We start from the raw sequence: 24,464 nt of genomic DNA, 5'->3' as shown, positions 1-24,464 counted from the left end.
AGTATGTCTGACAATCGGCCGATGAAGAGGCATTCGACTGATGTCTGCGCTCCAGGAGAGCGGTAATGTTCAATAGCAAATTGAAGAAAGAAATCCTCCAGCTGCGCGAAGATCTGCTGTCCATGGAACAGGTCAAAAGCAGCCTTGATAGCGAGATGCTGGTGTTGCAGCTCGACCCGCAGGGGCGCATCGAGGCGGTCAACAGCAATTTCGAGAAAGAGATGCTCTACAGCAGCCAGCAACTGGTTGGCCGCGCCATCGAAGACATCGTCCCGACGCACGTCAAGCCGCTGGATTTCTACCAGCGCATGAAGCTCGCCATCACCCGTGGCGAGCACCTCAATGGCGCGTTCCGGCTGCTGCGTGGCAACGGTGAAGAGGCCTGGCTGCGTTCGATCCTGCAACCGGTGAAGAACGGTGAAGGGCGGATCAAGTATTTCACCCTGCACTCCAGCGACCTGACCCGCACCATCGAGACCTCCCGCGAGCACGAAAGCCTGATCAAGGCGCTGATGCGTTCCACGGCGGTGATCGAGTTCAACTTGCAGGGTGAAGTGCTGACAGCCAACGAGCGCTTCCTGCAATCGATGGGCTACAAGCTGGAGCAGGTGCGGGGCAAGCATCACCGGATGTTCTGCGAGCCGCAAGAGTACAACTCGGCGGGCTATCACGCGTTCTGGGAGAAGCTGCGCCGTGGCGAGTTCGTGGCCGAGCGCTTCAAGCGTGTCGATGCCCACGGGCGTGTCGTGTGGCTGGAGGCCTCGTACAACCCGATCATCGATGCCCATGACGTGCTGTACAAGGTGGTCAAGTTCGCCACGGTGATCACTGACCAGGTCAATCAGGAAGAGGCGGTTGCCCACGCGGCGGACATTGCCTACACCACTTCGCTGGAAACCGACAACAGTGCGCGCAAGGCCACCGACGTGGTGACCCAGACCGTCGATGTGATGCGCGGGCTGGAAACCTCGATGCAGGAAGCGGCGCAGGGTATCGAGGCGCTGGACAAGCAGTCGCAGGTGATCGGTTCGATCATCAAGACCATCAGTGACATTGCCGGGCAGACCAACCTGCTGGCGCTAAACGCGGCAATCGAAGCGGCGCGAGCCGGTGAGCAGGGGCGTGGTTTTGCCGTGGTGGCCGATGAAGTTCGGCAGCTGGCGTCACGCACCAGCGCCGCCACCGAGGAAATCGCCCGGGTGGTGCAGCAGAACGCGCAGTTGGCCAAGGCGGCGGTGGACATCATCGACAGCAGCAAGCGTCAGGCCGAACAGGGCTTGAGCCTGGCTGGGGAGACCGGCACGGTGATTGTCGAGATTCAGGACGGGGCGCAGAAAGTGGTGAATGCGGTAGGGCAGTTCTCCAACCAACTGGGTGGCTGACCGTAGCCGCTGCCGTCAGGCTGCGCTTGCCTGCAACGCAGGCACACCAGGGCCCCTTCGGGCCCCAGCGCAGCCTTCGGCAGCGGCTACAGGGCGGTCATTTGCGTTCGCGCACCCAGAACAACGTGGCCCCCGCCACCGCCGCCGGCATCATCACGATGTTGACGAACGGAATCAGCAGCACCAGGTACACCGAGCCACCAAAGCCCATGCTCTGCCAGCGCTTTTCGCGCAGCCAGGCGAGCATGTCCTGCCAGCTCATCTTGTGGTTGTCCGCCGGGTAGTCGATGTACTGGATCGCCATCATCCAGATGCCGAACAGCAGCCACAGCGGCGCGGCAATGATGTTCAGCACCGGAATGAACGAGAGGATGAACAGCGCCAACGCACGCGGGGCAAAATAACCCAGCTTGCGCATTTCGCGGCCCAGGGTGCGCGGCACCATGGCCGCCAGCTCGCCCCAGCTGAACGCCGGGAAGTCATCGTTGCCGCGCACCACCACCTCGACCTTTTCCGCAAGGAAGCCGTTGAACGGCGCAGCAATGATGTTGGCCAACATGGTGAAGGTGAAGAACACCATCAACGCTACCAGCGCCACGAACAGCGGCCAGAGTAGATAGTTGAGGAAGCTCAGCCAGGTCGGCAGGGTCGGCATCAATGAATCGACCCACAGGCTGAACTGATGGCCGGCCAGGTAGATCAGGCCGACGAACAGCAGCAGGTTCACTGCCAACGGCAACAGCACGAACAGGCGCAGGCCCGGGCTCAGGATCAGCTTGAGGCCCTCGCGCAGGTATTGCGGGCCGGACAGTACAGGGGCTTGCATAAAAGGCTCCGAGCGGTGGTAAACGCGCCGACCTTACCGAGTTTGCCGGCCCGGTGAAAGCACCGCCGCACAAGGGCAACGGGCTGTAACAAATCCGCCGTAGGGTCGTTCATAGGCAAACAGGCCTGTGCTGCAAAGCAGAATAGAGGCCCTCTATAAGGTGGATTGTCTAAGGATATTTCCTTAATCTCTGCCACCTCGCTACAGTGCGCACAATTTTTCAACGCCTTCGAATTTTGAACTTCAAGGAGTTTTCATGAGCATTCTGGTCAACAAACAGGCCCCTGATTTCGATTCCGCGGCGGTTCTGGGCGACGGTTCGATCGTCGACAGCTTCAAACTTTCTTCGCTGCGCGGCAAATACGTCGTGCTGTTCTTCTGGCCGCTGGACTTCACCTTTGTCTGCCCGTCGGAAATCATCGCCCACAACAACCGCATGTCGCGCTTCCGTGACCTGGGTGTGGAAGTGGTCGGCGTGTCCATCGACTCGCAGTTCACCCACCACGCCTGGCGCAGCACGCCGGTGGAGAAGGGCGGCATCGGCGCGGTCGAGTTCACCATGGTCGCTGACGTCAAGCACGAAATCACCCGCGCCTACGGCGTCGAGCACGAAGACGGCGTGGCCCTGCGTGCCTCGTTCCTGATCGACCAGCAAGGCGTGGTGCAGCACCAGGTGGTCAACAACCTGCCGCTGGGCCGTGAAGTCGACGAGATGATCCGTGTGGTCGAAGCCCTGCAGTTCACCGAACAGCATGGTGAAGTCTGCCCAGCCGGCTGGCGTCCAGGCCAGAAAGGCATGAAGGCCGATGCCCAGGGCGTCGCCGACTATTTGGCGGAAAACGCCAAGCATCTGTAAGGGTCAACGATTTTCAGAACCTGCGACCCAAGGCCTTCCCCAAGGCTTCGCAGGTTCTTTTTTATTCCAGCCGGGTATCCCGGCGTCACGAGGCTGGCAAAACAGCGCCAGCTCGACAGGAGAGCGTCATGTCTGAAGTACGTCATTCGCGAGTGATCATTCTGGGTTCCGGCCCTGCCGGCTACAGTGCTGCGGTCTACGCTGCCCGCGCCAACCTCAAGCCGCTGCTGATCACCGGCATGCAGGCCGGCGGCCAGCTGACCACCACCACCGAAGTCGACAACTGGCCGGGCGATGCCCACGGCCTGACCGGCCCGGCGCTGATGGAGCGGATGAAGGAACACGCCGAGCGTTTCGAGACTGAAGTGGTGTTCGACCACATCAATGCCGTCGACCTGGCCAGCAAGCCGTACACCCTCAAGGGCGACAGCGCCACCTACACCTGCGATGCCCTGATCATCGCCACCGGTGCCAGCGCTCGTTACCTGGGCCTGCCGTCGGAAGAGGCGTTCATGGGCAAGGGCGTTTCGGCCTGCGCTACCTGTGACGGCTTCTTCTACCGCAACAAGCCGGTCGCCGTGGTCGGTGGTGGCAACACTGCCGTTGAAGAGGCGCTGTACCTGGCCAACATCGCCAGCAAAGTCACCCTGGTTCACCGTCGCGAAACCTTCCGCGCCGAGAAGATCCTGATCGACAAGCTCAACGCCCGTGTGGCCGAAGGCAAGATCGAGCTGAAGCTCAACGCGAACCTGGACGAAGTGCTGGGCGACAACATGGGTGTGACCGGTGCGCGCCTGAAGAACAACGATGGCAGCTTCGACGAAATCAAGGTCGACGGCGTGTTCATCGCGATCGGCCACACGCCGAACACCTCGCTGTTCGAAGGCCAGCTGACCTTGAAGGACGGCTACCTGGTGGTCAATGGCGGCCGTGAAGGCAATGCCACTGCAACCAACATTGAAGGTGTGTTTGCCGCTGGTGACGTGGCTGACCACGTGTACCGCCAGGCGATCACCTCGGCCGGCGCCGGCTGCATGGCGGCACTGGACACCGAGCGTTACCTGGACGGCCTGCAGAACGCATCGTTCTGATAGGACGCTGATCGCGGGACCAGCCCGCTCCCACAGGTAGTTCAATGCTCCTGTGGGAGCGGGTTGGTCCCGCGATGCTTTTAGAGGCTAAGACGCATCGACAGGTCTACCGCCTTCACATCCTTGGTCATCGCACCAATCGAGATGTAGTCCACGCCGGTCTCGGCGATCACCCGCAGGGTGCTTTCAGTCACGCCGCCGCTGGCCTCAAGCTTGGCCTTGCCGGCATTCAGGCGTACCGCTTCACGCATCTCGTCCAGGCTCAGCTCATCCAGCATGATGATGTCGGCACCCGCCGCCAGCGCCTCTTTCAATTCCTCCAGGCTTTCCACCTCGACCTCCACCGGTTTGCCCGGCGCGATACGGTGTGCGGCAGCAATCGCCTGGGCAATCCCGCCACTGGCGGCGATATGGTTTTCCTTGATCAGGAAGGCGTCGAACAGGCCGATGCGGTGGTTGTGGCAACCGCCACAGGTCACCGCGTATTTTTGTGCCAGGCGCAGGCCCGGCAGGGTCTTGCGGGTATCGAGGAGTTTCACCTGGGTGCCCTGGACCATATCGGCCAGCGCCTGCGCGCGGGTGGCGACACCCGAGAGCAGTTGGAGGAAGTTCAGCGCACTGCGCTCACCGGTCAGCAAGGCGCGGGCCGGCCCCTCCAGATGGAACAACGGCTGATTGGCCTTGGCGCGGTCGCCATCCTTGACCTGCCAATGCACCGCCACCCGTGGGTCGAACTGACGGAACACCGCATCGACCCAGGCAGACCCTGCAATCACGCAATCGTCGCGGGTAATGATGGTGGCCTTGGCCAGGCGTTCAGCCGGAATCAGCTGGGCGGTGATGTCGCCGCTGCCGACGTCTTCGAGCAACGCACGGCGCACGTTGGCTTCAATTTCGGCGGTCAGGTCGGCGAGGCGTAGGTTCGGCATGGTCGGCTCCACAAGCTAAGTGGCCGGGATTATAGGGCAGGGCGCCCTACACGTGCAGCAAGCAGCGCATTGCATATAGGCAGGGCACCTTTGGTCGGGCCGAATGAGCTTTTTGCCGTGGCGGGGGTCTATCGCAGCCAGTGGACTACACGCTGCTGGCGAGTCAGGCCGTTTTGCAAGATAATGCGCGCCCAGTAATTGGCGTCATAGCTTTGACGATCAGCCAATTCCAATCGTTCGTAACCCTGCAAGGAGTCCGGGATGCTCAAAGACGGGAAGGTGGTGCCCTTCAAGGCCGCCGCCGTTCAGGCGCCGTACGCGCCGCTCGCTCGTCTGCCGGTTGCCTTGCTGCAGGTTCGCGACAAGGCTGCACTGCATCTGCGCCTGGCCTTGCAGGCCCTGTTCGACAATGCCGACGACACGCTGTTCGAGATGGCCGACAAGGCCGCCAACAACCTCGACCAGAACCTGTTCTTTGAAGCCATGCGCGATTTGCGCCTCAAGCGCAAAAGCATCGAGCGTGGCTTTCTCGATACCGTCTATGCGGCGTTTATCCACATCGCTGAACGCGAGCCGGTAGCCCCCCTGGTAACTCGCCCGCTGAGCTACGACAAGCTCGCGCTGGTGGCCAACGACGAGCTGGAGCGCACCGTGGCGGTGGACACCATGGTTGCCCGGGTGCTGACCCGTGACGGCCTGGCCCTCGGGCAACTGACCCTGCGCATCAACACCCTGATCCAGCGCCCGGTGGACGACCGCAACAACCCGCTCGGGCCGACCCTGCTGTGTGAATACTTCCTCCAGGCCGGGCGCAGCCTGGGGGTGGGGATCAAGGTCAAGCTGATCCTGCTCAAGCTGTTCGAGCGCTACGTGCTGCGCGACGCCGATCACCTGTACGCTGAAGCCAACCAGCTGTTGATCGCCACCGGCATTCTTCCCGAACTCAAGGCCTTGCCCAGCCGTCGCGCCAAGGACCGGGTGAGCAGCGCCCCGCGTACCCCGGCCAACGAAGCCGACGAGGGCGCCCTTGCCAGCGGCGTGGATGCCAATACCCAGGCGGTGTTCTCTTCATTGCAAGCCTTGCTCACCCCGGTGCGCGGTCGCGTGGCACCACGCCTGGAGGCGGTCAACCCGACCCAGCCGATCAGCACACGCGACCTGCTGCGCCTGCTCTCGCACTTGCAGCAGTACGTGCCCGGCGCGCAAGAAGCGCAGGACTTCGACCTGCGCCACCAGCTTGAGCAACTGCTCACCCGGGTCAGCGTGCAGAGTGGCAAGTACCGCAAGGTGGAAGGCGGCGACGAGGATGTGATCAACCTGATCGCCATGCTCTTCGAATTCATCCTCGATGACCGCAACCTGCCGCATTCGCTGCGCGTGCTGATCGGCCGCATGCAGATCCCGATGCTCAAGGTGGCGGTGCTCGACAAGAGCTTCTTCAGCCGCGCCAGCCACCCGGCGCGCCGCCTGCTCAACGAAATTGCCGCCGCCGCGATGGGCTGGGGCGCCTGTGATGACTGCCAGCGCGATAGCCTGTACCTGCGCGTCGACAAGATCGTGCAGCGCCTGCTCAACGACTTTGTCGACGACCCGGCGATCTTCTCCGAGCTGTTGGCCGAGTTCCTCACCTTCAATACCGACGAGCGCCGCCGCAGCGAGTTGCTCGAACAGCGTACCCGCGATGCTGAAGAGGGCCGTGCGCGTACCGAGCTGGCCCGGCGCAGGGTGCAGGATGAGCTGAACCGCCGCCTGCTGGGCAAACGCCTGCCGCGCGCGGTAGTGCGGGTGCTGGAGGAAGCCTGGAGCCAGGTGCTGTTGCTGGCTTCGCTCAAGCACGGTGAAGCCTCAGCACAGTGGCGCGACGGCTTGCAGACCATGGACACGCTGATCTGGAGCGTCGAGCCGCACGACCGGGTCGAAGACCGCATGCGCCTGCTGGAAGTGGTGCCGGGCCTGCTCAAGGCCCTGCGCGATGGCCTGGCCAGCGCGGCGTTCGATCCATTCGCCACCAGCGAGTTCTTCGCGCAGCTTGAAGCCCTGCATGTCGAGGCGTTCGACCCCGCGCAGGGCGGCCAGCAGCCGGCTTCAGGCACTGACGAGCGCGTGCTGGTACGCAACGCCATCGTGCTGCGCGGGCCGGAAACCCATGTACATGTCGAGGGCGACCTGCACCTGGAGACGGACGACCCCGCCCTGCAGCAGGTCAAGCGCCTGCGCCCCGGCGCCTGGGTCGAATTGCAGGACGACGGCGAGCCGCTGCGCTGCAAGCTGATCGCGATCATCGACAGCACCGACAAGTATGTCTTCGTCAATCGCACCGGAATGAAGGTGCGTGAGTGGTCGCGCATGGCCCTGGCGGTGGCCCTGCACAGCGGTGACCTGCACGTGCTGGACGACGCCCTGCTGTTTGACCGCGCGCTGGATTCGGTGGTCAGCCAACTGAGCCAGGACGCCTGAACCCGCACACTTTTTAACGATACATCCGCTATCCGCTCGGGGCATACTGCTGGCGTGCCCTTGTGTTTCAGGAACCCTTATGCAGCTGGACCGCAACACTGGCTGGTTTGCCGGTGTCACCCATTGCCCCTCTCCCAATTTCAACGCGCGACCGGACGGTGAAGCCATCGCCTTGCTGGTGATTCACAACATCAGCCTGCCGCCCGCACAGTTCGCCACCGGCAAGGTCCAGGCGTTCTTCCAGAACCGCCTGGACCCGAGCGAGCATCCGTTTTTCGAGACCATCAAGGACCTGCGCGTTTCCGCGCATTTTCTGATCGAGCGTAATGGGCACGTCACCCAGTTCGTCTCTTGTCTTGACCGTGCGTGGCACGCCGGGGTGTCCAGCTTTGCCGGGCGTGAGGGCTGCAACGACTTTTCCCTGGGGATCGAGCTGGAAGGCACCGACGAATTGCCCTTCACCGACGCCCAGTATCACGCGCTGCAAGCTTTGACCTTGCAGTTGCAGACGGCCTGGCCGGTGCTGCACGGTGACGCCATTCGTGGCCACAGCGACATTGCCCCGGGCCGCAAGACCGACCCCGGCCCGATGTTCGAATGGGCGCGCTATCGCCAAGGGCTGCGGGCCAAAGAGGAGAGATCATGAGTTTTCTGGTGTTACTGCTGGTGTTGTGGGTCGAGAAGTTCTCGGCCTTGCGTCAACGTTTGCAGCGCGACGGGTTCTTCCTGACCGAATTGGCCCGCCTGGAGCGCAACGACAAGCACCACTCCTGGTGGGTGCTGGCCATCCTGGTATTGCTGCCGGTGGCGCTGCTGGCGTTGCTGCTGCATGTGCTGGAGCCGGTGGCCTATGGTTTGCTGGCCTTGCCGGTGCATTTGCTGGTGCTGGTCTACAGCCTGGGCCGGGGCGATGCCAAGGGTTCACTGGGTCCGTTTCGCGATGCCTGGCGCCGTGGTGACGAACAAGCCGCCCTGCATGTGGCCGAACGCGACCTGGGGCTGACGGCAGACGATGAGCAGAGCCTGCTGCAAAAGGTTCAGGGGCATCTGCTGTGGGAGGCCTACCAGAGCTTCTTCGCGGTGATCTTCTGGTACGTGCTGCTGGGCCCGGCCGCGGCGTTGGCCTACCGCTTGCTGGCGCTGGCCGCCGAGCATTCGCGCAACCCGGCCTTGCAGGAGCGGGCGCGGCAACTGCGTCACGCCTTCGACTGGGCGCCGGTGCGAGTGTTGTCGGCAAGCTTTGCCCTGGTGGGCAACTTTGTCGCGGTCAGCCGGGTGATGCTGCATGAGCTGCTGAACTGGAACATTTCTGCCGCCCGCCTGGTGCAAAACACCGGCAGCGTCGCCGCCGAATTGCCAGCCACGGTCACCCCCGGCCCTGAAGGCCTGCTGGGGCTGGACAACCTCTGGGAGTTGCTGCTGCGCTCGGCGGTGCTCTGGTATGCCTGTTTTGCCCTGTGGACCGTGCTCGGCTGATACCCCAGGCAGGTCGGGTCGCTGCAACGGCGGCCCGACCGGTTATCCGGTTAACCTTAAGTTACAAACCTCCCTTCCGATATGCGTTATACAGATGCTGTTTACTGCGGCACGTGGCTTTGTGCCACCGCATCGATACAACAATAAGAAAATCGAAGGAGACGACGAGTGAAGACGCTGTTGTATCCGGCCATCGCGCTAATGAATCGCCTGAGCTTCGGGATGAAGTTCAGCCTGATCAGTATTCTGTTCTTCCTGCCTATGTTGGTGACCAACTATTACCTGGTGCAGGATTCCTACGCCAAGTTCCATGCGACCCGGATCGAGCTGCAAAGCCTCGACCTGCTGCGCAGCAGCCTTGTGCTGCGTGGTGACCTGGAAACCCTGGGCAACCTCCTGCAAATCAATGCCGTGCTGGGGCAGTCCGGCAAGGCCGGTGATGTCGAGGCGCGCATCGGCACGCTGGAGCAGCAGGTGCTGGCGCGCCTGGGCAGCATGACTGCGGTGGTCAGCGATGAAGCGCAGCTTGCGGCCTTCCAGGAGAAGCGCGACGAACTGCAAGCGGCCTTCAAGCGCGCCCAGGTCGAAAGCTCGTTGCAGAACAAGCAGGCGCTCTCCGACAAGTTGCTGGCCCAGGCCCAGGTGCTGACGCAGATGATCGCCAGCCAGGCCGGCTTGAGCCAGGATGGCGACAGCGCGATTCGCCAGCTCAGCGACCTGGTCACCAGCGTCACCCCCGAAGTGACCCAGGCCTTGGGCGATGGCCGCGCCATGGGTTCGTATTCGCTGGGGCAGGGCTTCCTCAACTCGTCCTCCAGCACCCGTTTCGAAGACCTGTTGCAGCGCCTGGAAAAGCTCTCTGCCGACTACGGCATGAAGGTCCAGGATGCACTGGCCAGCGAGCCACGGGTACAGGCGAAGCTGGGCGGCGTGGCGGCCGACAGCCAGGCGTCGTTGAAAAAGGCCAGCGAACTGTTTGAAGAGCAGGTGGTGATCGCGGAAACCCTGGATGCGCCGTGGCCGGCGTTCTACCAGCAGGTCAGCGAGCTGATGGCGCAGACCTACGGCTTCAACGCCGCAACCCTCGATTTTCTTCAGCAGCAATTGCAGGAGCGCCTGGCCGACTACCGCAGCCACATGATCCTGCTGGTGGTGGCGCTGGCCTCGGTGTTCCTGCTGATCGTCTACCTCTACAGCGGCTTCTATGCCTCCACGCGCAATACCTTGAAGAGCCTCGGCGAGGTGATGGACAAGGTGGCGGCGGGCGACATGACGGTCAACTTCCAGCCGCAAAGCCGTGATGAGCTGGGCGAACTGGGCCAGGTGTTCAACGGTACGGTGCAGCGCATTCACGACCTGATCGAGCGGGTCGGGCATACCGTCACCGAGGTCGAGCGCCAGGCGGCGCAGGTGCATGACGTGTCGTCGCGCAGCAACCAGGCGGTGAGTGGCCAGCGTGGCCAGATCGAGCAGGTGGCGACGGCGATGAACCAGATGTCGGCGACCGCGCAGGAAGTGGCACGCAGCGCGGCGGCAGCGGTGAACAGTGCGCACAGCGTGAACCGCGAGACGGTCAGTGGGCGTGGCCTGGTCGAGTCGCAGCAGGGCAGCATTGCCGGGCTGGCGGCGGAGATCGACCAGTCGGTGGTGGTGATCAACCAGCTGGTGACCGACAGCCAGGCGATCAGCCGGGTGCTGGAGGTGATCAAGAGCATTGCCGAGCAGACCAACCTGCTGGCGCTCAACGCGGCCATCGAGGCGGCGCGGGCGGGCGAGCAGGGGCGCGGGTTTGCCGTGGTGGCTGATGAAGTGCGCACCCTGGCCAAGCGCACGCAGCAGTCCACCGAGGAAATCGATCAGATGATTTCGCGCTTGCAGGGTGGGGTGGGCGCGGCGGTCAAGGCGATGGACAGCAGCCACCAGATGGCGGCGGGCACGGTGAGCCAGTCGCAGCAGGTGCAGAAGGCGCTGGAAAACATTCTTGGGGCGATTGGCAGCATTGTCGACCAGAACCAGCAGATCGCCGCGGCGGTGGAGCAGCAGACGGCGGTGGCGCATGACATCGATCTGAACATCGTCGAGATCAATCGGGTGGCCGAGCACACCACCCAGGGCGCGCACCAGACCGAAGATGCCAGTCGGCAGTTGTCGGCGCAGGTGGTGGAGTTGAAGCAGTTGATCGGCGCGTTCCGCGTCTGACCGGGTGTTTGGCCTGAATCCATTGTTGTAGCCGCTGCCGTCAGGCTGCGCTGGAGTCCGCAAGGGCTCCCCAAAGCGGCGCCTGCGTTGCAGGCGAGCGCAGCCTATCGGCAGCGGCTACAACATCTCACCAGCCGAACAAGGCACAGGCATTGCGCGTGCTGGCCTGGGCCAGCACCTCGACATCGACCCCCATCACCTCGGCCAGCGCTTCGGCAATCGCCGGCAGATGTTCCGGGCTGTTGCGCAACCCGGCAAACATCGCGGGGGCCATGTCGGGCGAATCCGTCTCCAGCACCACCCAGTCCAGCGGCAACCGCGGCAGCACCTTGCGCAGGCGCAGCGCTTGCGGCCACGTTGCAGCCCCGCCCAGACCGAGCTTGAAGCCAAGTTTCTGGTACTCCCGCGCTTGCTCGAAGCTGCCGGCAAACGCATGGATGATCCCGCCCCGCGCCAGCTTGATGCGCTTGAGCGTGGCAATCACCTGCGCATGGCTGCGCCGTACATGCAGCAACGCCGGCAAGTTGAAGTCCGCAGCCAACTGCAACTGCGCCTCGAACAAGGCCTGCTGGCGCTGCGGATCAAGTTCGGGCAGGAAGTAATCCAGGCCAATTTCCCCCACCGCACACAACTGCCGCTCCCCGCGCAGGCGGGTCAGCCAGTCGCCCAGCTCCGCCACCTGCGCAGGCGTGTGTTCTTCCAGGTACACCGGGTGCAGGCCGAACGCCGCATACAACTGCGGGTCACTGCACACCAGGTCCCACACGCGCTGCCAGTTGTCGCGGTACACCCCCAGCACCACCATCCGCTCCACCCCATGCGCCCGCGCGTTGCCCAACAGGGCCTGGCGATCAGCGTCGAAGTCGGGGAAGTCGAGGTGGGTGTGGGTGTCGATCAGGCGCATGTTCAGCCCGCGAAAATCCGTTGCTTGAAGGTTCGCGCCACAGCCTGCACGCCCGGGGTGTAGCGCTGCTCTTCCACCGCAGCCAATGCCAGGTTCAGCGCCGTTTCGGCAATCAGGCCATGCTGCTGGGCCATGGCGTTGACCGGCAGCGGCAGGAAGTCCAGCAGTTGAGTGTCACCAAAGGTCGCCAGGCGCACCGCGCGCGAATCCGCCGGGCGGGTCTGCAACACATCGAACACGCCCTGTAGCAAGACGTAGGAGGTGGTCACCAGTGCATCGGGCAGATGGCCGAGCTTGGCCAGCAATTCGCTCATCAGGCGCCGCCCGCATTCACGGCTGAACGCCTCGCCTTGCAGGTGGTGCACCTGGCCCTTGAAGCCCTCCAGGGCCAGGTCGAAACCGCTGGCCCGTGCCTGGCTTACGCTCAGCTCCGGCCGCGCACCGATCAGGGCGATATGCGCCGGTGCCGGTTGCAGCAGGCTGCGGGTCAATTGCAGGCTGGCATGCTGATCGTCGCTGACCACCGAGCAGAATTGCTCCGGGTCCAGGCTTCGGTCGATGGCGATGATCGGCAGGCCCTTGGCCTGCAACTGGCGGTAGCTGTCGTCATCGGCCGGCAGGCAGCTGGCAACGAACAGGGCATCGCAACGCCGCGCGCGGAACAGCTGCTGCAACTGGCGCTCGCTGTCTGGCTGGTCGTCGCTGCTGGCGATCAGCAGTTGGTAGCCACGGGCCCGGGCACCTTGTTCAAGCTGCTTGGCAAGGCGCGCGTAGCTGGGGTTTTCCAGGTCCGGGAGGATGAAGCCGAGGGTGCGCGTGTGTCGGCTGCGCAGGCCCGCCGCCTGCGGGTTGGGCGTGAAGCCATGCGCCTCGACCACCGCGCGCACGCGCTCGACGGTGCTGCTGCTGATACGTTGCTGTTCGGCCTTGCCATTGATGACGTAGCTGGCAGTGGTCACGGACACACCAGCCAGACGGGCAATATCGCTGAGTTTCACCGCATTTTCCTTGTTATTACCGGGGCTGACTACGAAGCCTGACCGGGTATTGTCGCCGATCCTCAAGGACAAGCGCAGACGACCATTGTCGCAATTGTCCGACAAGATGGGGCTTCATTGTTCTCAGGTTATCGAGTAACGTGCTCACTATTTTAGATTAAACGTTTCAGCAGGCGAATTTTCTGCCACGTCACCCGTCTGCACGCTGAAGGTCAATGTGTTGAAGCAACTGGCCCTATGCTTGAAAGTTCACAACAATACCTCGGCGCCGCCCCGGTGCTGCAAAGGAGAAGGTCATGCTCGAGCTCACTGTTGAGCAGATTTCCATGGGCCAGACGGCTGCGGACAAACCCGCCGCCCTGCGCTTGCTGGCCGAATACCTGGTCAGCGACGGGCTGGTTGCCGAGGGTTATCTCGACGGTTTGCAGGCGCGCGAAGCGCAGGGTTCGACCTTCCTTGGCCAGGGCATCGCGATCCCGCATGGCACGCCGCAAACCCGCGACCTGGTGTTTACCACCGGGGTGCGCTTGTTGCAGTTCCCGGACGGGGTGGATTGGGGCGATGGTCACAAGGTCTACCTGGCCATCGGCATTGCCGCGCGCTCCGACGAACACCTGCGATTGCTCCAGCTGTTGACCCGCGCCCTGGGTGAAACCGACCTGGCTGAAGCCCTGCGCCGGGCCAGCAGCGCCGAAGCGCTGCTCAAGCTGCTGCAAGGCGCACCGCAAGAGCTGGCGCTGGATGCACAGATGATCGGCCTGGGCGTACCCGCCGAAGATTTCGAAGAGCTGGTGTGGCGCGGCGCGCGCCTGCTGCGCCGTGCCGAGTGCGCGGGCAGTGGCTTTGCCGCGGTGCTGCAACAGGCCGAGGCGCTGCCGCTGGGCGATGGCCTGTGGTGGCTGCACAGCGAGCAGACCGTGCGCAAACCGGGCCTGGCATTCGTCACGCCGGAGCAGCCGCTGCGTTACCTCGGTCAACCGCTCACTGGCCTGTTCTGCCTCGCCAGCCTCGGCGCGGCTCATCAGGCCTTGCTCGAACGCTTGTGTTCGCTGTTGATTGAAGGGCGTGGCCATGAGCTGTGCCGTGCATCCAGCAGCCATGCGGTGCTGGAAGTGCTTGGCGGCGTGCAGTCCAGCGACTGGCCCAGCGCACGGATTACCCTGGCCAACGCCCACGGCCTGCACGCGCGCCCGGCCATGGCCCTGGCATTGCTGGCCAAGGACTACGACGGCGAGATCCGCCTGCGCGTGGTCGACAGCGGTGAGGCCGCCGTCTCGGTCAAGAGCTTGAGCCGCTTGCTCAGCCTCGGCGCGCGTCGCGGGCAGGTCTTGGAGTTCACGGTTGAACCGCATATCGCCGCGCAGGCCTTGCCGGCGCTGCTGGCGGCAGTCAAGGCCGGGCTCGGTGAAGAAGTTGAAGTGCTGGCACCGGTTGTCGAGGCCGTGCTCGAAACGTTTGCCGAGCCGTCGCCGAGTGCACCGCCGGCGGGCGCAAGCATTCAAGGCGTGGCGGCTGCACCGGGCATCGCCAGTGGTCCGGCGCATGTTCAGGTGGTGCGGGTGTTCGACTACCCGTTGCGGGGCAGCTCGCCGGCCACTGAGCGCGAGCGCCTGCACACGGCGCTGGGCGCTGTGCAAGCTGATATCCAAGGGCTGATCCAGCGCAGCCAGGCCAAGGCCATTCGCGAGATATTCGTCACCCATCAGGAAATGCTCGCCGACCCGGCGTTGGGCGATGAGGTGGAACTGCGCCTGCGCCAGGGTGAAAGCGCCGAGGCGGGCTGGATGGCAGTGATCGAGGCCGCCGCGCGCCAACAGGAAAGCCTCCAGGATGCCCTGCTCGCGGAACGCGCGGCCGATCTGCGGGATGTTGGCCGCCGCGTACTGGCCAGCCTTTGCGGAGTCAAGGATGAGCCCGAGCCGGAACAGCCTTACGTATTGGTCATGGAAGAAGTCGGCCCCTCCGATGTAGCCCGGCTGAACCCGGCACGGGTCGCCGGCATCCTCACCGCACGTGGCGGCGCCACCGCACACAGCGCCATCGTCGCGCGGGCGCTGGGTATCCCGGCCGTGGTCGGGGCCGGCGAGGCGGTGGTGTTGATTGCCCCCGGCACGCCGCTGCTGCTCGATGGCCAACGGGGTCGCGTGATCGTCGCCCCGCCAGCGGATGAACTGGCACGTGCCCTGGCCGAACGTGCGCAACGCGATGCGCGCTTGCAGGCCGCCAATGCCCGGCGCCTGGAACCGGCGATTACCGAAGATGGCCATGCCGTGGAAGTGTTCGCCAATATCGGCGAGAGCGCCGGCATCGACAAGGTGGTCGAGCTGGGCGCTGAAGGTGTTGGCCTGCTGCGTACCGAACTGATTTTCATGGCCCACCCGCAACTGCCCGACGAAGCCACCCAGGAAGCCGAGTATCGCCGCGTGCTCGACGGCCTGGGCGGTCGGCCGCTGGTGGTGCGCACGCTGGATGTCGGCGGCGACAAGCCGCTGCCGTACTGGCCGATTGCCGAAGAGGAAAACCCCTTCCTCGGCGTGCGCGGCATCCGCCTGACCTTGCAACGCCCACAGGTCATGGAAAGCCAGCTGCGCGCACTGTTGCGCGCGGCCGATGCGCGCCCGCTGCGGATCATGTTCCCGATGGTCGGGCAGGTCGAGGAGTGGCGCCAGGCGCGGGCGATGGTCGAGCGCTTGCGTGAGGACATCCCGGTCGCCGACCTGCAAATCGGCATCATGGTCGAAGTGCCTTCGGCAGCCTTGCTTGCCCCGGTGCTGGCTCGCGAAGTGGACTTCTTCAGCGTCGGCACCAACGACCTGACCCAGTACACCCTGGCCATCGACCGTGGTCACCCGAGCCTGTCGGCCCAGGCCGATGGCCTGCACCCGGCGGTGCTGCAACTGATCGACATCACCGTGCGCGCCGCGCATGCCCATGGCAAGTGGGTGGGGATCTGCGGTGAGCTGGCCGCCGATCCGCAAGCCGTGCCGGTGCTGCTGGGGCTGGAGGTCGATGAATTGAGTGTCGCTGCGCGCAGCATTGCCGAGGTCAAGGCCCAGGTGCGTGCAGTGAATATGCAACAGGCCCGCAAGCTGGCGCGTGAAGCGCTGCTGCTGGGCAGTGCCGCCGATGTGCGGGCATTGGTGGAGAACCGTTGATGGCCAAGATACTGACCCTGACCCTGAACCCGGCGCTGGACCTGACCGTCGGCCTGGACGCCCTGCGTCCAGGCGCAGTCAACCGCAGTCAGGCGCAACACAGCCATGCGGCCGGCAAGGGCCTGAACGTGGCGCAAGTGCTCGCCGACCTCGGCCATCGCCTGACGGTTGGCGGCTTTCTCGGCCAGGACAACCTGCAACCGTTCGAGCAGCTGATTGCCCGGCGCGGTTTTGCCGATGCCTTTGTCCGTGTGCCGGGCGAGACCCGCAGCAACATCAAGCTGGTCGAAGCGGATGGCCGCGTCACCGATATCAACGGGCCGGGGCCGGAAGTCGATGAGCATGCCCGGCAGACCCTGCTCACCCGTCTGGAGCGCATCGCACCCGGCTATGACGCGGTGGTGGTGGCGGGCAGCTTGCCACGCGGGGTCAGCCCGCAATGGCTGCAGATGCTGCTGGCCCGGCTGAAGGGCATGGGCCTGAAGGTGGCGCTGGACAGCAGCGGCGAAGCGCTCAAGGCCGGCCTGCTGAGTGCGCCGTGGCTGGTCAAGCCGAACACCGATGAGCTCAGCGAAGTGCTCGGCCGCGCGGTGCACAGCGTGGCCGAGCAGCAGGCCGCTGCGCAGCAGTTGATCGCCCAGGGTGTCGAGCATGTGGTGGTGTCGCAGGGCGAACAGGGGGTCCTGTGGTTCAGCCGTGGGCCGACCCTTCAGGCCCTGCCGCCGCGTGTCACCGTCGCCAGCACCGTCGGCGCCGGCGACTCGTTGCTGGCCGGCATGGTGCATGGCCTGCTCAGTGCAGAGCCAGCTGCGCAGACTTTGGGCCGCGCCACCGCGATTGCCGCCCAGGCGGTGACCCAGATCGGCTTTGGCATCCATGACCGCGCGCAACTGGCGCAGCTGGAAACGCAGGTCCGAGTACAGACCCCAAGCGCAGAACAAGAGGGTGCCCAATGAAACTTGCCATCATTACTGCCTGCCCAAATGGCCAGGTCTCCAGCCTGCTCAGTGCGCGCCTGCTGGATGCCGCCGCGCAGCGCCAGGGCTGGAGCACCAGCGTTGAAGTGCATGATCGCGAACGTCCCGAGCGGCAACTGTCGCAGGCGGTGATCGACGCGGCGGACTGGGTGTTGGTGATCAGCACCGGGCCGCTGGAGCTCAGCCGCTTTGTCGGCAAGCGACTGTTCCAGAGCACGCCATCCCAGGCGTTGGGCGATGTGCAGGGCTTCCTGCGCCAGGCCGCCGAGCAGGCGCAGGTCTATCAGCCCGCAGCCGAGGCAGTGGCCAGCGCGAGCGTGCCGAAGATCGTCGCCATCACGGCCTGCCCCACAGGGGTGGCGCATACTTTCATGGCCGCCGAAGCCTTGCAGCAGGCGGCGCAGCAACTGGGCTATCAACTGACCGTCGAGACCCAGGGCTCGGTGGGCGCGCGCAACCCGTTGAGTGCGGCGGCGATTGCCGATGCCGATGTGGTGCTGCTGGCCGCCGATATCGAGGTGCCGACCGAGCGTTTCGCCGGCAAGCGGATCTTCCGCTGCGGCACCGGCATTGCCCTCAAGCAGGCGCAGGCCACCTTGCACAAGGCCTTGGCAGAGGCTCGCGAGGAGACTGCCGCCGGTAGCGGCAGCGCCGCACCCGCCCAAGGCGAAAAGACCGGCGTCTACAAACACCTGCTGACGGGTGTGTCGTTCATGCTGCCGATGGTGGTGGCCGGGGGGCTGCTGATCGCCCTGTCATTCGTGTTCGGCATCGAGGCCTTCAAGGAACCCGGCACCTTACCTGCCGCGCTGATGCAGATCGGCGGCGAGGCCGCGTTCAAACTGATGGTGCCGCTGCTGGCCGGCTACATCGCCTATTCGATCGCCGACCGTCCGGGCCTGGCGCCGGGGATGATCGGCGGGTTGCTGGCGAGCACCCTGGGTGCGGGTTTTATCGGCGGCATCGTCGCAGGCTTTCTGGCGGGCTATAGCGCCAAGGCCATCAGCCGCTGGGTGCGTTTGCCCACTAGCCTGGAAGCGCTCAAGCCGATCCTGATCATCCCCTTGCTGGCCAGCCTGTTCACCGGCCTGGTGATGATCTACGTGGTCGGCAAACCGGTGGCCGGGATGCTCGAAGGGCTGACCCATTTCCTCGACAGCATGGGCACCACCAATGCGATCCTGCTGGGCATTCTGCTCGGCGCCATGATGTGCGTGGACCTGGGCGGGCCGGTGAACAAGGCCGCCTACGCGTTCTCGGTGGGGTTGCTGGCGTCGCAGAGTTACGCGCCGATGGCCGCGACCATGGCCGCCGGCATGGTGCCGCCGATTGGCCTGGGCATCGCCAGTTTCATCGCCCGGCGCAAGTTCGCCCAGAGCGAGCGCGAAGCCGGCAAGGCGGCGCTGGTGCTGGGGCTGTGCTTTATTTCCGAAGGGGCGATTCCGTTTGCCGCCAAGGACCCACTGCGAGTGATCCCGGCGAGCGTTGCCGGCGGCGCGCTGACCGGGGCGCTGTCGATGTATTTCGGCTGCAAGCTGATGGCACCGCATGGCGGGTTGTTCGTGATGCTGATCCCGAATGCGATCAACCATGCGCTGCCGTACCTGCTGGCGATCCTTGCCGGCAGCTTGCTCACCGCGTTGCTGTACGCGGTGCTCAAGCGTGGCGAGGTCGTCGAGCTGGCGGTTCAGCCGGTCAAGGCCTGAACGCGGATCAGCGGCTGAGTTGACGCAGGGCGTCGACCAGTTGCTGCACTTCGGCCGGGGTGGTGGTGAAGCCCGGCGTGACCCGGATGCACGGGCCGCAGGCGGAGCCTTCGCGGCCCACGGTGAACAGGTTGTACTCGTTCAGCAGGCGTTGGACCATGGCGGCCTGGTCGGCATGGCGGGTGAACCTGAACGAGGTGATGCCGCAGTACAGGCGCGGGTCATCGGGCACCAACACTTCAATGCCTTCGATATCCCGTGCCTGGCTTACCCACAGGTCGCGCAGGTAGCTCAGCCGTGCGCCTTTCACCGCTGCGCCACCGATTGCCTTGTGCTCGGCAAAAACCGTGGGCAGGGTCAGCCAGGCGGGTACGTTGGGCGTGCCATAGGGGGCGCGTGAGCGCACATCGTCCAAGGCAAAGCGCGAGTCGGCCATGTCCGGGTCGATGTCGCCGATCCGCGCGGGGGCGATGTAGGTCAGGCCAAGGCTCAGCGGTGCGCCGATCCACTTTTGCAGGTTGTAGCCGGCGAATTCGATGCCCAGTGCTTCCAGGTCGAATTCCATCTGGCCCAGGGCATGGGCACCATCGAGGACCACATCGATGCCGTGTTCACGGGCCAGCGCGGCGATCTCCCTGATCGGCATCACCAGCCCGGTGCGGTGGGTGACGTGGGTCAGCGGCATCAACTTCAGGCGCGGGTTGCGCGCAAAGGCCTCGCGGTAGCTTTGCATCAGGTTGTCGTAGGTGACCGGGTGCGGGTGGCTGAGTTCGACCACCTCGGCGCCACGCTGGCGCGCCAGCCAGCGCATGGCGTTGGCCACGCTGTCGTAGTCCAGGTCGCTGACCAGCACCTGGTCGCCGGCTTGCAGGCGGTTGTAGTTGCGGATCAGCGTTTGCAGCGACGCGGAGGCGCTTTGTGTCAGCGCGACGCTGGCGTGCGGCACGTTGAGCAGCTCGGCCGCCGCGTTGCGGATCTCGACGCTGCCGATGTCATCGAAGTGCTGGCGCAGCGGTAACGAGTTGCAGCGGTTGATGGCGTCGATGTGCTGCTGGTAGGTGGCGCCAGCATGACGGGTCATGCGCCCGAAGTAACCGTACTCAAGGTTGATCGGACCTGGCTCGACGTCGTACTGGGCGGCAATCCGTTGCCAGTAGCCCTCGTCGCGGGCCAGGGTGGAAGGGTCGGACAAGAGCAGGTCGGTCATCGGTGAACTCGCAAGTCAGGGGCGTGGACGTGGATGTTTCTTGCGCAGGGGGACGAGCAGGTCGGCAAGGCCGTTGTGGTCAACTTCATGCATCAGGGCCAGCAGGCCACCGAGTTCGCCCTTGGGGAAACCCTGGCGGGCAAACCAGTTGAGGTAGTGGCCGGGAAGGTCGGCAATCAGCCGGCCTTTGTACTTGCCGTAAGGCATTTCGCGGATGACGAGCAGTTCGAGTGTTTCGGGGGTCATGGCATGCAGAACTTGAATCGAGAAGCCTCGACGATACAGGCAATCTGCATGAGGGCCAAAGGACAGATCATGCATAAAACAAGCATACAGATCGTTCAATTTTTTATAACTTGTTGATAAATATCATTATTTATTCAAGTGGAAATCTGGCATGAAGCCTGCTCCGGTGTATTGCAACTTTCATCATGCACAGGAGCATCATCATGACCAACCCGAATAAAGATGTGATTTCGGTTCTGAACGACCTGATCGAGTTCAGCAAGGATGGTGAGAAAGGCTTCAAGACTTCTGCCGACGATGCCAAGAGTGCCGAGCTGAAAACCTACTTCCTGCAACGCTCTGGCGAGTGCGCTTCGGCCGCTGCCGAGTTGCAGCAACATGTGCGTACCTTGGGTGGCGATCCGGAAACCTCGACCAGCGTCAGCGGTGATTTGCACCGCGCCTGGGTCAACCTGAAAACCCTGCTCACCAGCAAGGATGACAAGGCCGTGCTGGAAGAAGTGGAACGTGGTGAGGACCACGCGCTGAAGGCCTACAAGGAGGCGCTGGAGAAATTGAGCCGGCTGAACATGATGCCGGGCAGTGCTGTGTACGCCACGGTGGAGCGCCAGTATCATGGCGTGCAGCGTAACCATGACCAGGTCAAGGCGATGCGCAATGCGGCGCGGGCCAGTGCCTAACGCTCGATAAAAGCATCGCGGGACCCGCCCGCTCCTACAGGAAACTGTAGGAGCGGGCGGGTCCCGCGATGCTGTTGAGATCAAACCTCTGTGCGGTTGCGCCCATTGGCCTTGGCCCGGTACAGCGCTTCATCGGCATCACCCAGCACCGCTGCCAGGTCCTCGTGCACCCCCGGCTCATGCAGGCCGATGCCGATGCTCACGGTCACCGGCTGGCTGTCCTGGCCGAATGGCGGCAGCGCCTCGATGCTGCTGCGGATGCGCTCCGACAAGGTCTGTGCTCCCTTGAGTTCGGTCTCCGGCAACACCACCAGGAACTCCTCCCCGCCATAGCGTGCCGCCAGGTCCGCTGGCCGGCGAATGCTCCGGCTGATCGCCGCCGCCACCTGACGCAGCACGACATCGCCGCCGGCATGCCCATGCCGTTCGTTGAATGCCTTGAAGTGATCGACATCGACCATCAGCACCGCCAGTGGCCGGCTATTGCGCTGGGCCCGCGACCATTCGCGGCGCAGCACCTGGTCCAGCTGGCGACGGTTGGCCAGCCCGGTCAGGCTGTCGGTGGCCGCCAGTTCCGCAAGGTTCTGCTCGGCACTGTGGCGCCGACGCAACTCGCGACCCAGGGCCAGGGTCAGCCAGAGAATCGCGATGCACAGCAAGCTGGTGGCGACACTCACCACCAGCGCGGTACGGCGCCACGAGCTGTAGACGTCATCGGTGGACAAGGCCACCACCACGACCAGGGGCAGGTCGCTCACCCGCGAGAAGGTATACAGCCGGTGCTTGCCGTCCAGGCTCGATTTGCTGGTAAAGCTGCCATCACCTTCAGCCAGCACGCGCTGGAAGTTCGGCTTGTTGGCAAAGTTGCCGCCAATCAGCGGGTCGTTCTTATAGGTAGGGTGGCGGGCCAGCAACACGCCGTCAGTGTTCATCAGGTTCACGCTGCTGTCGCGCCCGATGTCCAGGCGCTCGAACAACTCACTGAAATACCCCAGGCGCAACGCCCCGGCGGCCACCCCGGCAAACTCGCCGTTGGGCCCGTCGATGCGCCGGCTGAAACTGATGCACCAGTCCAGCCCGCCCAGGCGCGCCTTGAACGGCGGGCTGATGACCATGCCCAGGTCGGCATTATCGCGGTGGCCCTGGAACACCTTGGTGTCGGCGAAGTTCGCGGTACGCGGGATGGCGCTGGAGGAGTCAGCGACCACGTTGCCGTCCTTGTCCAGCCAGAGAATGTCGCCGCGCACCGGCGCGGTGAAGGCCTGGTTGAACAGCACCTGCTGGCGCAACGGCACCGGCACGCTGAGCAGCTCCGGGCGCTGCACGGCCCAGATCAACCCTTGCAGGGACAGGTCGTAGAGTTCGACATTGCGCTCGATATCGGTGTCGATCAGTTGGGCGATATTGCTCGCCGAACGCGCGGCCGACTGCTCCACGCTGGCGCGTTCGCGCATCAGCAGGAAGGTGACAATCGCGACAATCGCCATGACTGCCACGCAGCTGCACAGGTTCAGGACCAACTCGGGGTGGGCCCTGTACAGGTTCTTGTGCGGAGGCAAAAAGCGCGCGTTCATGGTCGAAGAATGGTCAGACCGATATGAGTAAAGGAAGTAGAGCAAAAGCCCAACACTCGAAATAAAGCATATCCATGGAACTGGACAGGATTATTTCGAGTATTGGGCTTTTTCGTTGGAGTTCTGGCCGGATTACGGCGGCGATATTCTAGGTGCCGGCGGATTGTCGGACAAGAATTACTTAACAGTGAATGCTGATAAAAGTGCTGGAAACAAATGACGTCAGAAAAGAGTCGGCGTTGCGCCGACTCTTTTATGCACGCAAGTACCGATTAGAAGATGTTTACCGGGTAATCAACGATCACCCGGTATTCATCGACATCGTTGTCGATCGCCGAGTAGCCCTGGCTGCCACGGTGGGTGGCCCAGCGCAGGCGTACGGTCAGGTCCTTGAAGTCGCCTTCCTGGAACACGTAGGCGAGGTCGGCGTCGCGTTCCCAGTGCTGGGCGTTCTGGCCTTCGGCACTGTACCAGCGGGCGTAGCCGGCGCTGTTCGGGTCGGCCTTGGTCAGGTCGGTTTCACCACGCGAGTAGGACACTGCCGTGCTCAGGCCGGGAATGCCGAGGCCGGCGAAGTCATAGGTGTACTTGAGTTTCCACGAGCGCTCGTTCGGGCCGTTGAAGTCCGAGTAGATCTGCGAGTTGTCGAGGTAGACGCTGTCGCCCAGGGTGATGTAGTCGAACGGGGTGTTGCCGTTGACCCGCTGGTACACGGCAGTGACGCTGTGATAACCAACGTTCAGCGCCAGGTGCAGGCTGTAGGTGTTGTTGTCGATCTTGCCGAGCAGGGCGTTGCCGGTGTCCTGGGTATGGTAGTAGTGCAGGCCCGGGTTCAGGCTGACCAACTCGCTCAACTGCCAGGTGTAGTCCAGGTCGAAGTAGTACTGGTTCCAGATGTCCTTCAACTCGGCGCCGTACAGGCTGGTGCTGAGGTTCTCGGCGGGGGTCCAGGCTGCGCCGACCCAGTTCAGGTGACGGCTTTCGCGGTCATCCGGCAGGGCGCCGTAGGTGGTGCCGATGCGCTGGCGGCCGCTCTGGTTGTAGAGCTTGGTGAAGCTGGCCTGGCCACCTTCGAGCAGCAGGCCTTCGATGCTGTTGTTGGCCAGGCTGAAACCGCGGAAGGTCTGCGGCAGCATGCGCGACTCACCGCCGGCGATCACCGGGTTGGTGAGGAACAGGTCACCGGCCTTGAGCACGGTGTCGAAGGCCTTGAGCTTGACGGCGGCGCCGGCGTTGGAGAACGAGTCCGGGGCCTTGCCGTAGGCGTAGCCTTCTTTGCTGGTGGTGCTGTAGGGCAGGATGCTGGAGCCTGCGGTACCGCCACCGCCGTCCAGTTTCAGGCCGAGCATGGCGTGGGCGTCGAGGCCGAAGCCGACAGTGCCCTGGGTGAAGCCCGACTCGAATTTGCCGATGAAGCCCTGTCCCCATTCACGGTTGTCGCGCACGCCCTGCAGCCGCTGGTTGCGGTTGAGGTAGTAGTTGCGCGCGAGCACGTTGAGGCTTGAGCCTTCGACAAAACCTTCCGGCGCTTCGTCATTGGCCTGGGCCTGGGGCATCGTTGCAGCGAGTGCAACGAACAGGGGGGTGAAGCGTAAAACCATGGTCACCGGTGTGAACTCCTTGTGGTGGGGGTACGGCAGTTTTTATTGTGTGAAACGGTGTTTTCTTGTGGGGTAACGAATGGCATGAGCGGTACTTTTCGCCAGACGAAAAAAAGCCGCTCAAGAGCAGCGGCTTTGAAAGACAACCGCACGGGTGCGCGAGTCACCTGTGCGGGCGTCGAGGGAGTATAACGGCAGTG

Annotated in this window: 19 protein-coding genes and 1 pseudogene; 12 read left to right on the top strand and 8 right to left on the bottom strand. The window is 63.8% G+C overall.

Going from position 1 to position 24,464, the window contains the following annotated elements; genetic code table 11:
- Positions 1 to 65: 65 nt before the first annotated feature.
- Positions 66 to 1,382, top strand: coding sequence for a methyl-accepting chemotaxis protein (locus tag M5G11_RS12070; RefSeq protein ID WP_273911639.1), 1,317 nt, complete (start codon positions 66 to 68; stop codon positions 1,380 to 1,382).
- Positions 1,383 to 1,479: 97 nt separating this feature from the next.
- Here the strand turns inward: M5G11_RS12070 and cysZ are convergent, their stop codons facing one another.
- Positions 1,480 to 2,208 (bottom strand): sulfate transporter CysZ, encoded by a 729-nt coding sequence (gene cysZ / locus M5G11_RS12065; RefSeq protein ID WP_273911640.1) that lies wholly within the window; start codon positions 2,206 to 2,208, stop codon positions 1,480 to 1,482.
- 256 nt (positions 2,209 to 2,464) lie between these two features.
- On the opposite strand from cysZ, the gene M5G11_RS12060 reads away from it, so the two are divergent.
- On the top strand, positions 2,465 to 3,064 hold the full coding sequence (locus M5G11_RS12060) for a peroxiredoxin (RefSeq protein ID WP_273911641.1): 600 nt from the start codon (positions 2,465 to 2,467) through the stop codon (positions 3,062 to 3,064).
- A gap of 128 nt (positions 3,065 to 3,192) precedes the next feature.
- Entirely contained in the window at positions 3,193 to 4,155 is a 963-nt protein-coding gene (gene trxB / locus M5G11_RS12055; RefSeq protein WP_273911642.1) for a thioredoxin-disulfide reductase, read from the top strand.
- A gap of 80 nt (positions 4,156 to 4,235) precedes the next feature.
- Here the strand turns inward: trxB and nadC are convergent, their stop codons facing one another.
- On the bottom strand, positions 4,236 to 5,084 hold the full coding sequence (gene nadC / locus M5G11_RS12050) for a carboxylating nicotinate-nucleotide diphosphorylase (RefSeq protein ID WP_273911643.1): 849 nt from the start codon (positions 5,082 to 5,084) through the stop codon (positions 4,236 to 4,238).
- A gap of 261 nt (positions 5,085 to 5,345) precedes the next feature.
- Here nadC and M5G11_RS12045 point away from each other — a divergent pair, with 261 nt between their 5' ends.
- The 5 genes and pseudogenes from M5G11_RS12045 to M5G11_RS27570 all read left to right on the top strand — a co-directional run bounded on the left by M5G11_RS12045 (position 5,346) and on the right by M5G11_RS27570 (position 11,216).
- Complete coding sequence (locus M5G11_RS12045) at positions 5,346 to 7,541, top strand: DUF1631 domain-containing protein (RefSeq protein ID WP_273911644.1); 2,196 nt, start codon at positions 5,346 to 5,348, stop codon at positions 7,539 to 7,541.
- A 79-nt stretch (positions 7,542 to 7,620) separates the two neighbouring features.
- A complete protein-coding gene (ampD, locus tag M5G11_RS12040; protein WP_273911645.1) occupies positions 7,621 to 8,187 on the top strand; it encodes a 1,6-anhydro-N-acetylmuramyl-L-alanine amidase AmpD in 567 nt (188 codons plus the stop codon).
- Positions 8,184 to 9,017: a regulatory signaling modulator protein AmpE gene (gene ampE, locus M5G11_RS12035; protein ID WP_273911646.1), complete on the top strand. Its 834-nt coding sequence runs from the start codon at positions 8,184 to 8,186 to the stop codon at positions 9,015 to 9,017. Before ampD ends, ampE begins: the two co-directional genes overlap by 4 nt.
- A 201-nt stretch (positions 9,018 to 9,218) precedes the next feature.
- A pseudogene (locus M5G11_RS27575) lies at positions 9,219 to 10,313 on the top strand (methyl-accepting chemotaxis protein); the annotation flags it as partial.
- A complete protein-coding gene (locus M5G11_RS27570) occupies positions 10,287 to 11,216 on the top strand; it encodes a methyl-accepting chemotaxis protein (protein WP_420793887.1) in 930 nt (309 codons plus the stop codon). The pseudogene M5G11_RS27575 and the gene M5G11_RS27570, both read left to right, overlap by 27 nt.
- A gap of 127 nt (positions 11,217 to 11,343) precedes the next feature.
- Here M5G11_RS27570 and M5G11_RS12025 read toward each other — a convergent pair whose 3' ends face one another.
- Positions 11,344 to 12,120, bottom strand: coding sequence for a TatD family hydrolase (locus M5G11_RS12025; protein ID WP_273911648.1), 777 nt, complete (start codon positions 12,118 to 12,120; stop codon positions 11,344 to 11,346).
- A 2-nt stretch (positions 12,121 to 12,122) separates the two neighbouring features.
- Positions 12,123 to 13,118, bottom strand: a complete 996-nt coding sequence (gene cra, locus M5G11_RS12020; protein ID WP_273911649.1) for a catabolite repressor/activator — start codon at positions 13,116 to 13,118, stop codon at positions 12,123 to 12,125.
- Between the two features lie 296 nt (positions 13,119 to 13,414).
- Here cra and ptsP point away from each other — a divergent pair, with 296 nt between their 5' ends.
- Genes ptsP through M5G11_RS12005 form a run of 3 tightly spaced genes read left to right on the top strand, consistent with a single transcriptional unit; the run spans position 13,415 to position 18,956 of the window.
- A complete protein-coding gene (ptsP, locus tag M5G11_RS12015; protein WP_273911650.1) occupies positions 13,415 to 16,273 on the top strand; it encodes a phosphoenolpyruvate--protein phosphotransferase in 2,859 nt (952 codons plus the stop codon).
- Complete coding sequence (gene pfkB / locus M5G11_RS12010; protein ID WP_273911651.1) at positions 16,273 to 17,229, top strand: 1-phosphofructokinase; 957 nt, start codon at positions 16,273 to 16,275, stop codon at positions 17,227 to 17,229. The genes ptsP and pfkB overlap by 1 nt, the downstream gene beginning before the upstream one ends.
- Entirely contained in the window at positions 17,226 to 18,956 is a 1,731-nt protein-coding gene (locus tag M5G11_RS12005) for a PTS fructose-like transporter subunit IIB (RefSeq protein ID WP_273911652.1), read from the top strand. Before pfkB ends, M5G11_RS12005 begins: the two co-directional genes overlap by 4 nt.
- Before the next feature lie 7 nt (positions 18,957 to 18,963).
- On the opposite strand, the gene M5G11_RS12000 is transcribed toward M5G11_RS12005, so the two are convergent.
- Complete coding sequence (locus M5G11_RS12000) at positions 18,964 to 20,163, bottom strand: aminotransferase class V-fold PLP-dependent enzyme (RefSeq protein ID WP_273911653.1); 1,200 nt, start codon at positions 20,161 to 20,163, stop codon at positions 18,964 to 18,966.
- A 15-nt stretch (positions 20,164 to 20,178) separates the two neighbouring features.
- A complete protein-coding gene (locus M5G11_RS11995; RefSeq protein ID WP_273911654.1) occupies positions 20,179 to 20,409 on the bottom strand; it encodes a DUF3820 family protein in 231 nt (76 codons plus the stop codon).
- A gap of 203 nt (positions 20,410 to 20,612) precedes the next feature.
- Between M5G11_RS11995 and M5G11_RS11990 the strand changes: the two genes are divergently transcribed.
- Complete coding sequence (locus M5G11_RS11990) at positions 20,613 to 21,089, top strand: PA2169 family four-helix-bundle protein (RefSeq protein ID WP_273911655.1); 477 nt, start codon at positions 20,613 to 20,615, stop codon at positions 21,087 to 21,089.
- A gap of 80 nt (positions 21,090 to 21,169) precedes the next feature.
- Here M5G11_RS11990 and M5G11_RS11985 read toward each other — a convergent pair whose 3' ends face one another.
- Positions 21,170 to 22,663, bottom strand: a complete 1,494-nt coding sequence (locus M5G11_RS11985; protein WP_273911656.1) for a sensor domain-containing diguanylate cyclase — start codon at positions 22,661 to 22,663, stop codon at positions 21,170 to 21,172.
- Between the two features lie 272 nt (positions 22,664 to 22,935).
- Positions 22,936 to 24,264 carry an OprD family porin gene (locus tag M5G11_RS11980; protein WP_420793825.1) on the bottom strand — a complete coding sequence of 443 codons (1,329 nt, stop codon included), beginning with the start codon at positions 24,262 to 24,264 and terminating at the stop codon, positions 22,936 to 22,938.
- Positions 24,265 to 24,464 lie beyond the last annotated feature (200 nt).

This window comes from Pseudomonas fontis, assembly GCF_028656955.1.
GTDB classification, from domain to species: domain Bacteria; phylum Pseudomonadota; class Gammaproteobacteria; order Pseudomonadales; family Pseudomonadaceae; genus Aquipseudomonas; species Aquipseudomonas fontis.
Note: the sequence above shows the minus strand (reverse complement) of the source record. Positions and strands in the feature narration are given on the sequence as shown.

Coding starts and splice junctions, on each gene's coding strand:
- ampD (WP_273911645.1), top strand. CDS start 7,621: ATGCAGCTGGACCGCAACACTGGCTGGTTTGCCGGTGTCACCCATTGC.
- ptsP (WP_273911650.1), top strand. CDS start 13,415: ATGCTCGAGCTCACTGTTGAGCAGATTTCCATGGGCCAGACGGCTGCG.
- M5G11_RS12000 (WP_273911653.1), bottom strand. CDS start 20,163: ATGACCGACCTGCTCTTGTCCGACCCTTCCACCCTGGCCCGCGACGAG.
- M5G11_RS11985 (WP_273911656.1), bottom strand. CDS start 22,663: ATGAACGCGCGCTTTTTGCCTCCGCACAAGAACCTGTACAGGGCCCAC.
- trxB (WP_273911642.1), top strand. CDS start 3,193: ATGTCTGAAGTACGTCATTCGCGAGTGATCATTCTGGGTTCCGGCCCT.
- M5G11_RS12025 (WP_273911648.1), bottom strand. CDS start 12,120: ATGCGCCTGATCGACACCCACACCCACCTCGACTTCCCCGACTTCGAC.
- nadC (WP_273911643.1), bottom strand. CDS start 5,084: ATGCCGAACCTACGCCTCGCCGACCTGACCGCCGAAATTGAAGCCAAC.
- ampE (WP_273911646.1), top strand. CDS start 8,184: ATGAGTTTTCTGGTGTTACTGCTGGTGTTGTGGGTCGAGAAGTTCTCG.
- M5G11_RS27570 (WP_420793887.1), top strand. CDS start 10,287: ATGACGGTCAACTTCCAGCCGCAAAGCCGTGATGAGCTGGGCGAACTG.
- M5G11_RS12060 (WP_273911641.1), top strand. CDS start 2,465: ATGAGCATTCTGGTCAACAAACAGGCCCCTGATTTCGATTCCGCGGCG.
- M5G11_RS12070 (WP_273911639.1), top strand. CDS start 66: ATGTTCAATAGCAAATTGAAGAAAGAAATCCTCCAGCTGCGCGAAGAT.
- M5G11_RS11990 (WP_273911655.1), top strand. CDS start 20,613: ATGACCAACCCGAATAAAGATGTGATTTCGGTTCTGAACGACCTGATC.
- cysZ (WP_273911640.1), bottom strand. CDS start 2,208: ATGCAAGCCCCTGTACTGTCCGGCCCGCAATACCTGCGCGAGGGCCTC.
- M5G11_RS12005 (WP_273911652.1), top strand. CDS start 17,226: ATGAAACTTGCCATCATTACTGCCTGCCCAAATGGCCAGGTCTCCAGC.
- M5G11_RS12045 (WP_273911644.1), top strand. CDS start 5,346: ATGCTCAAAGACGGGAAGGTGGTGCCCTTCAAGGCCGCCGCCGTTCAG.
- M5G11_RS11995 (WP_273911654.1), bottom strand. CDS start 20,409: ATGACCCCCGAAACACTCGAACTGCTCGTCATCCGCGAAATGCCTTAC.
- M5G11_RS11980 (WP_420793825.1), bottom strand. CDS start 24,264: ATGGTTTTACGCTTCACCCCCCTGTTCGTTGCACTCGCTGCAACGATG.
- pfkB (WP_273911651.1), top strand. CDS start 16,273: ATGGCCAAGATACTGACCCTGACCCTGAACCCGGCGCTGGACCTGACC.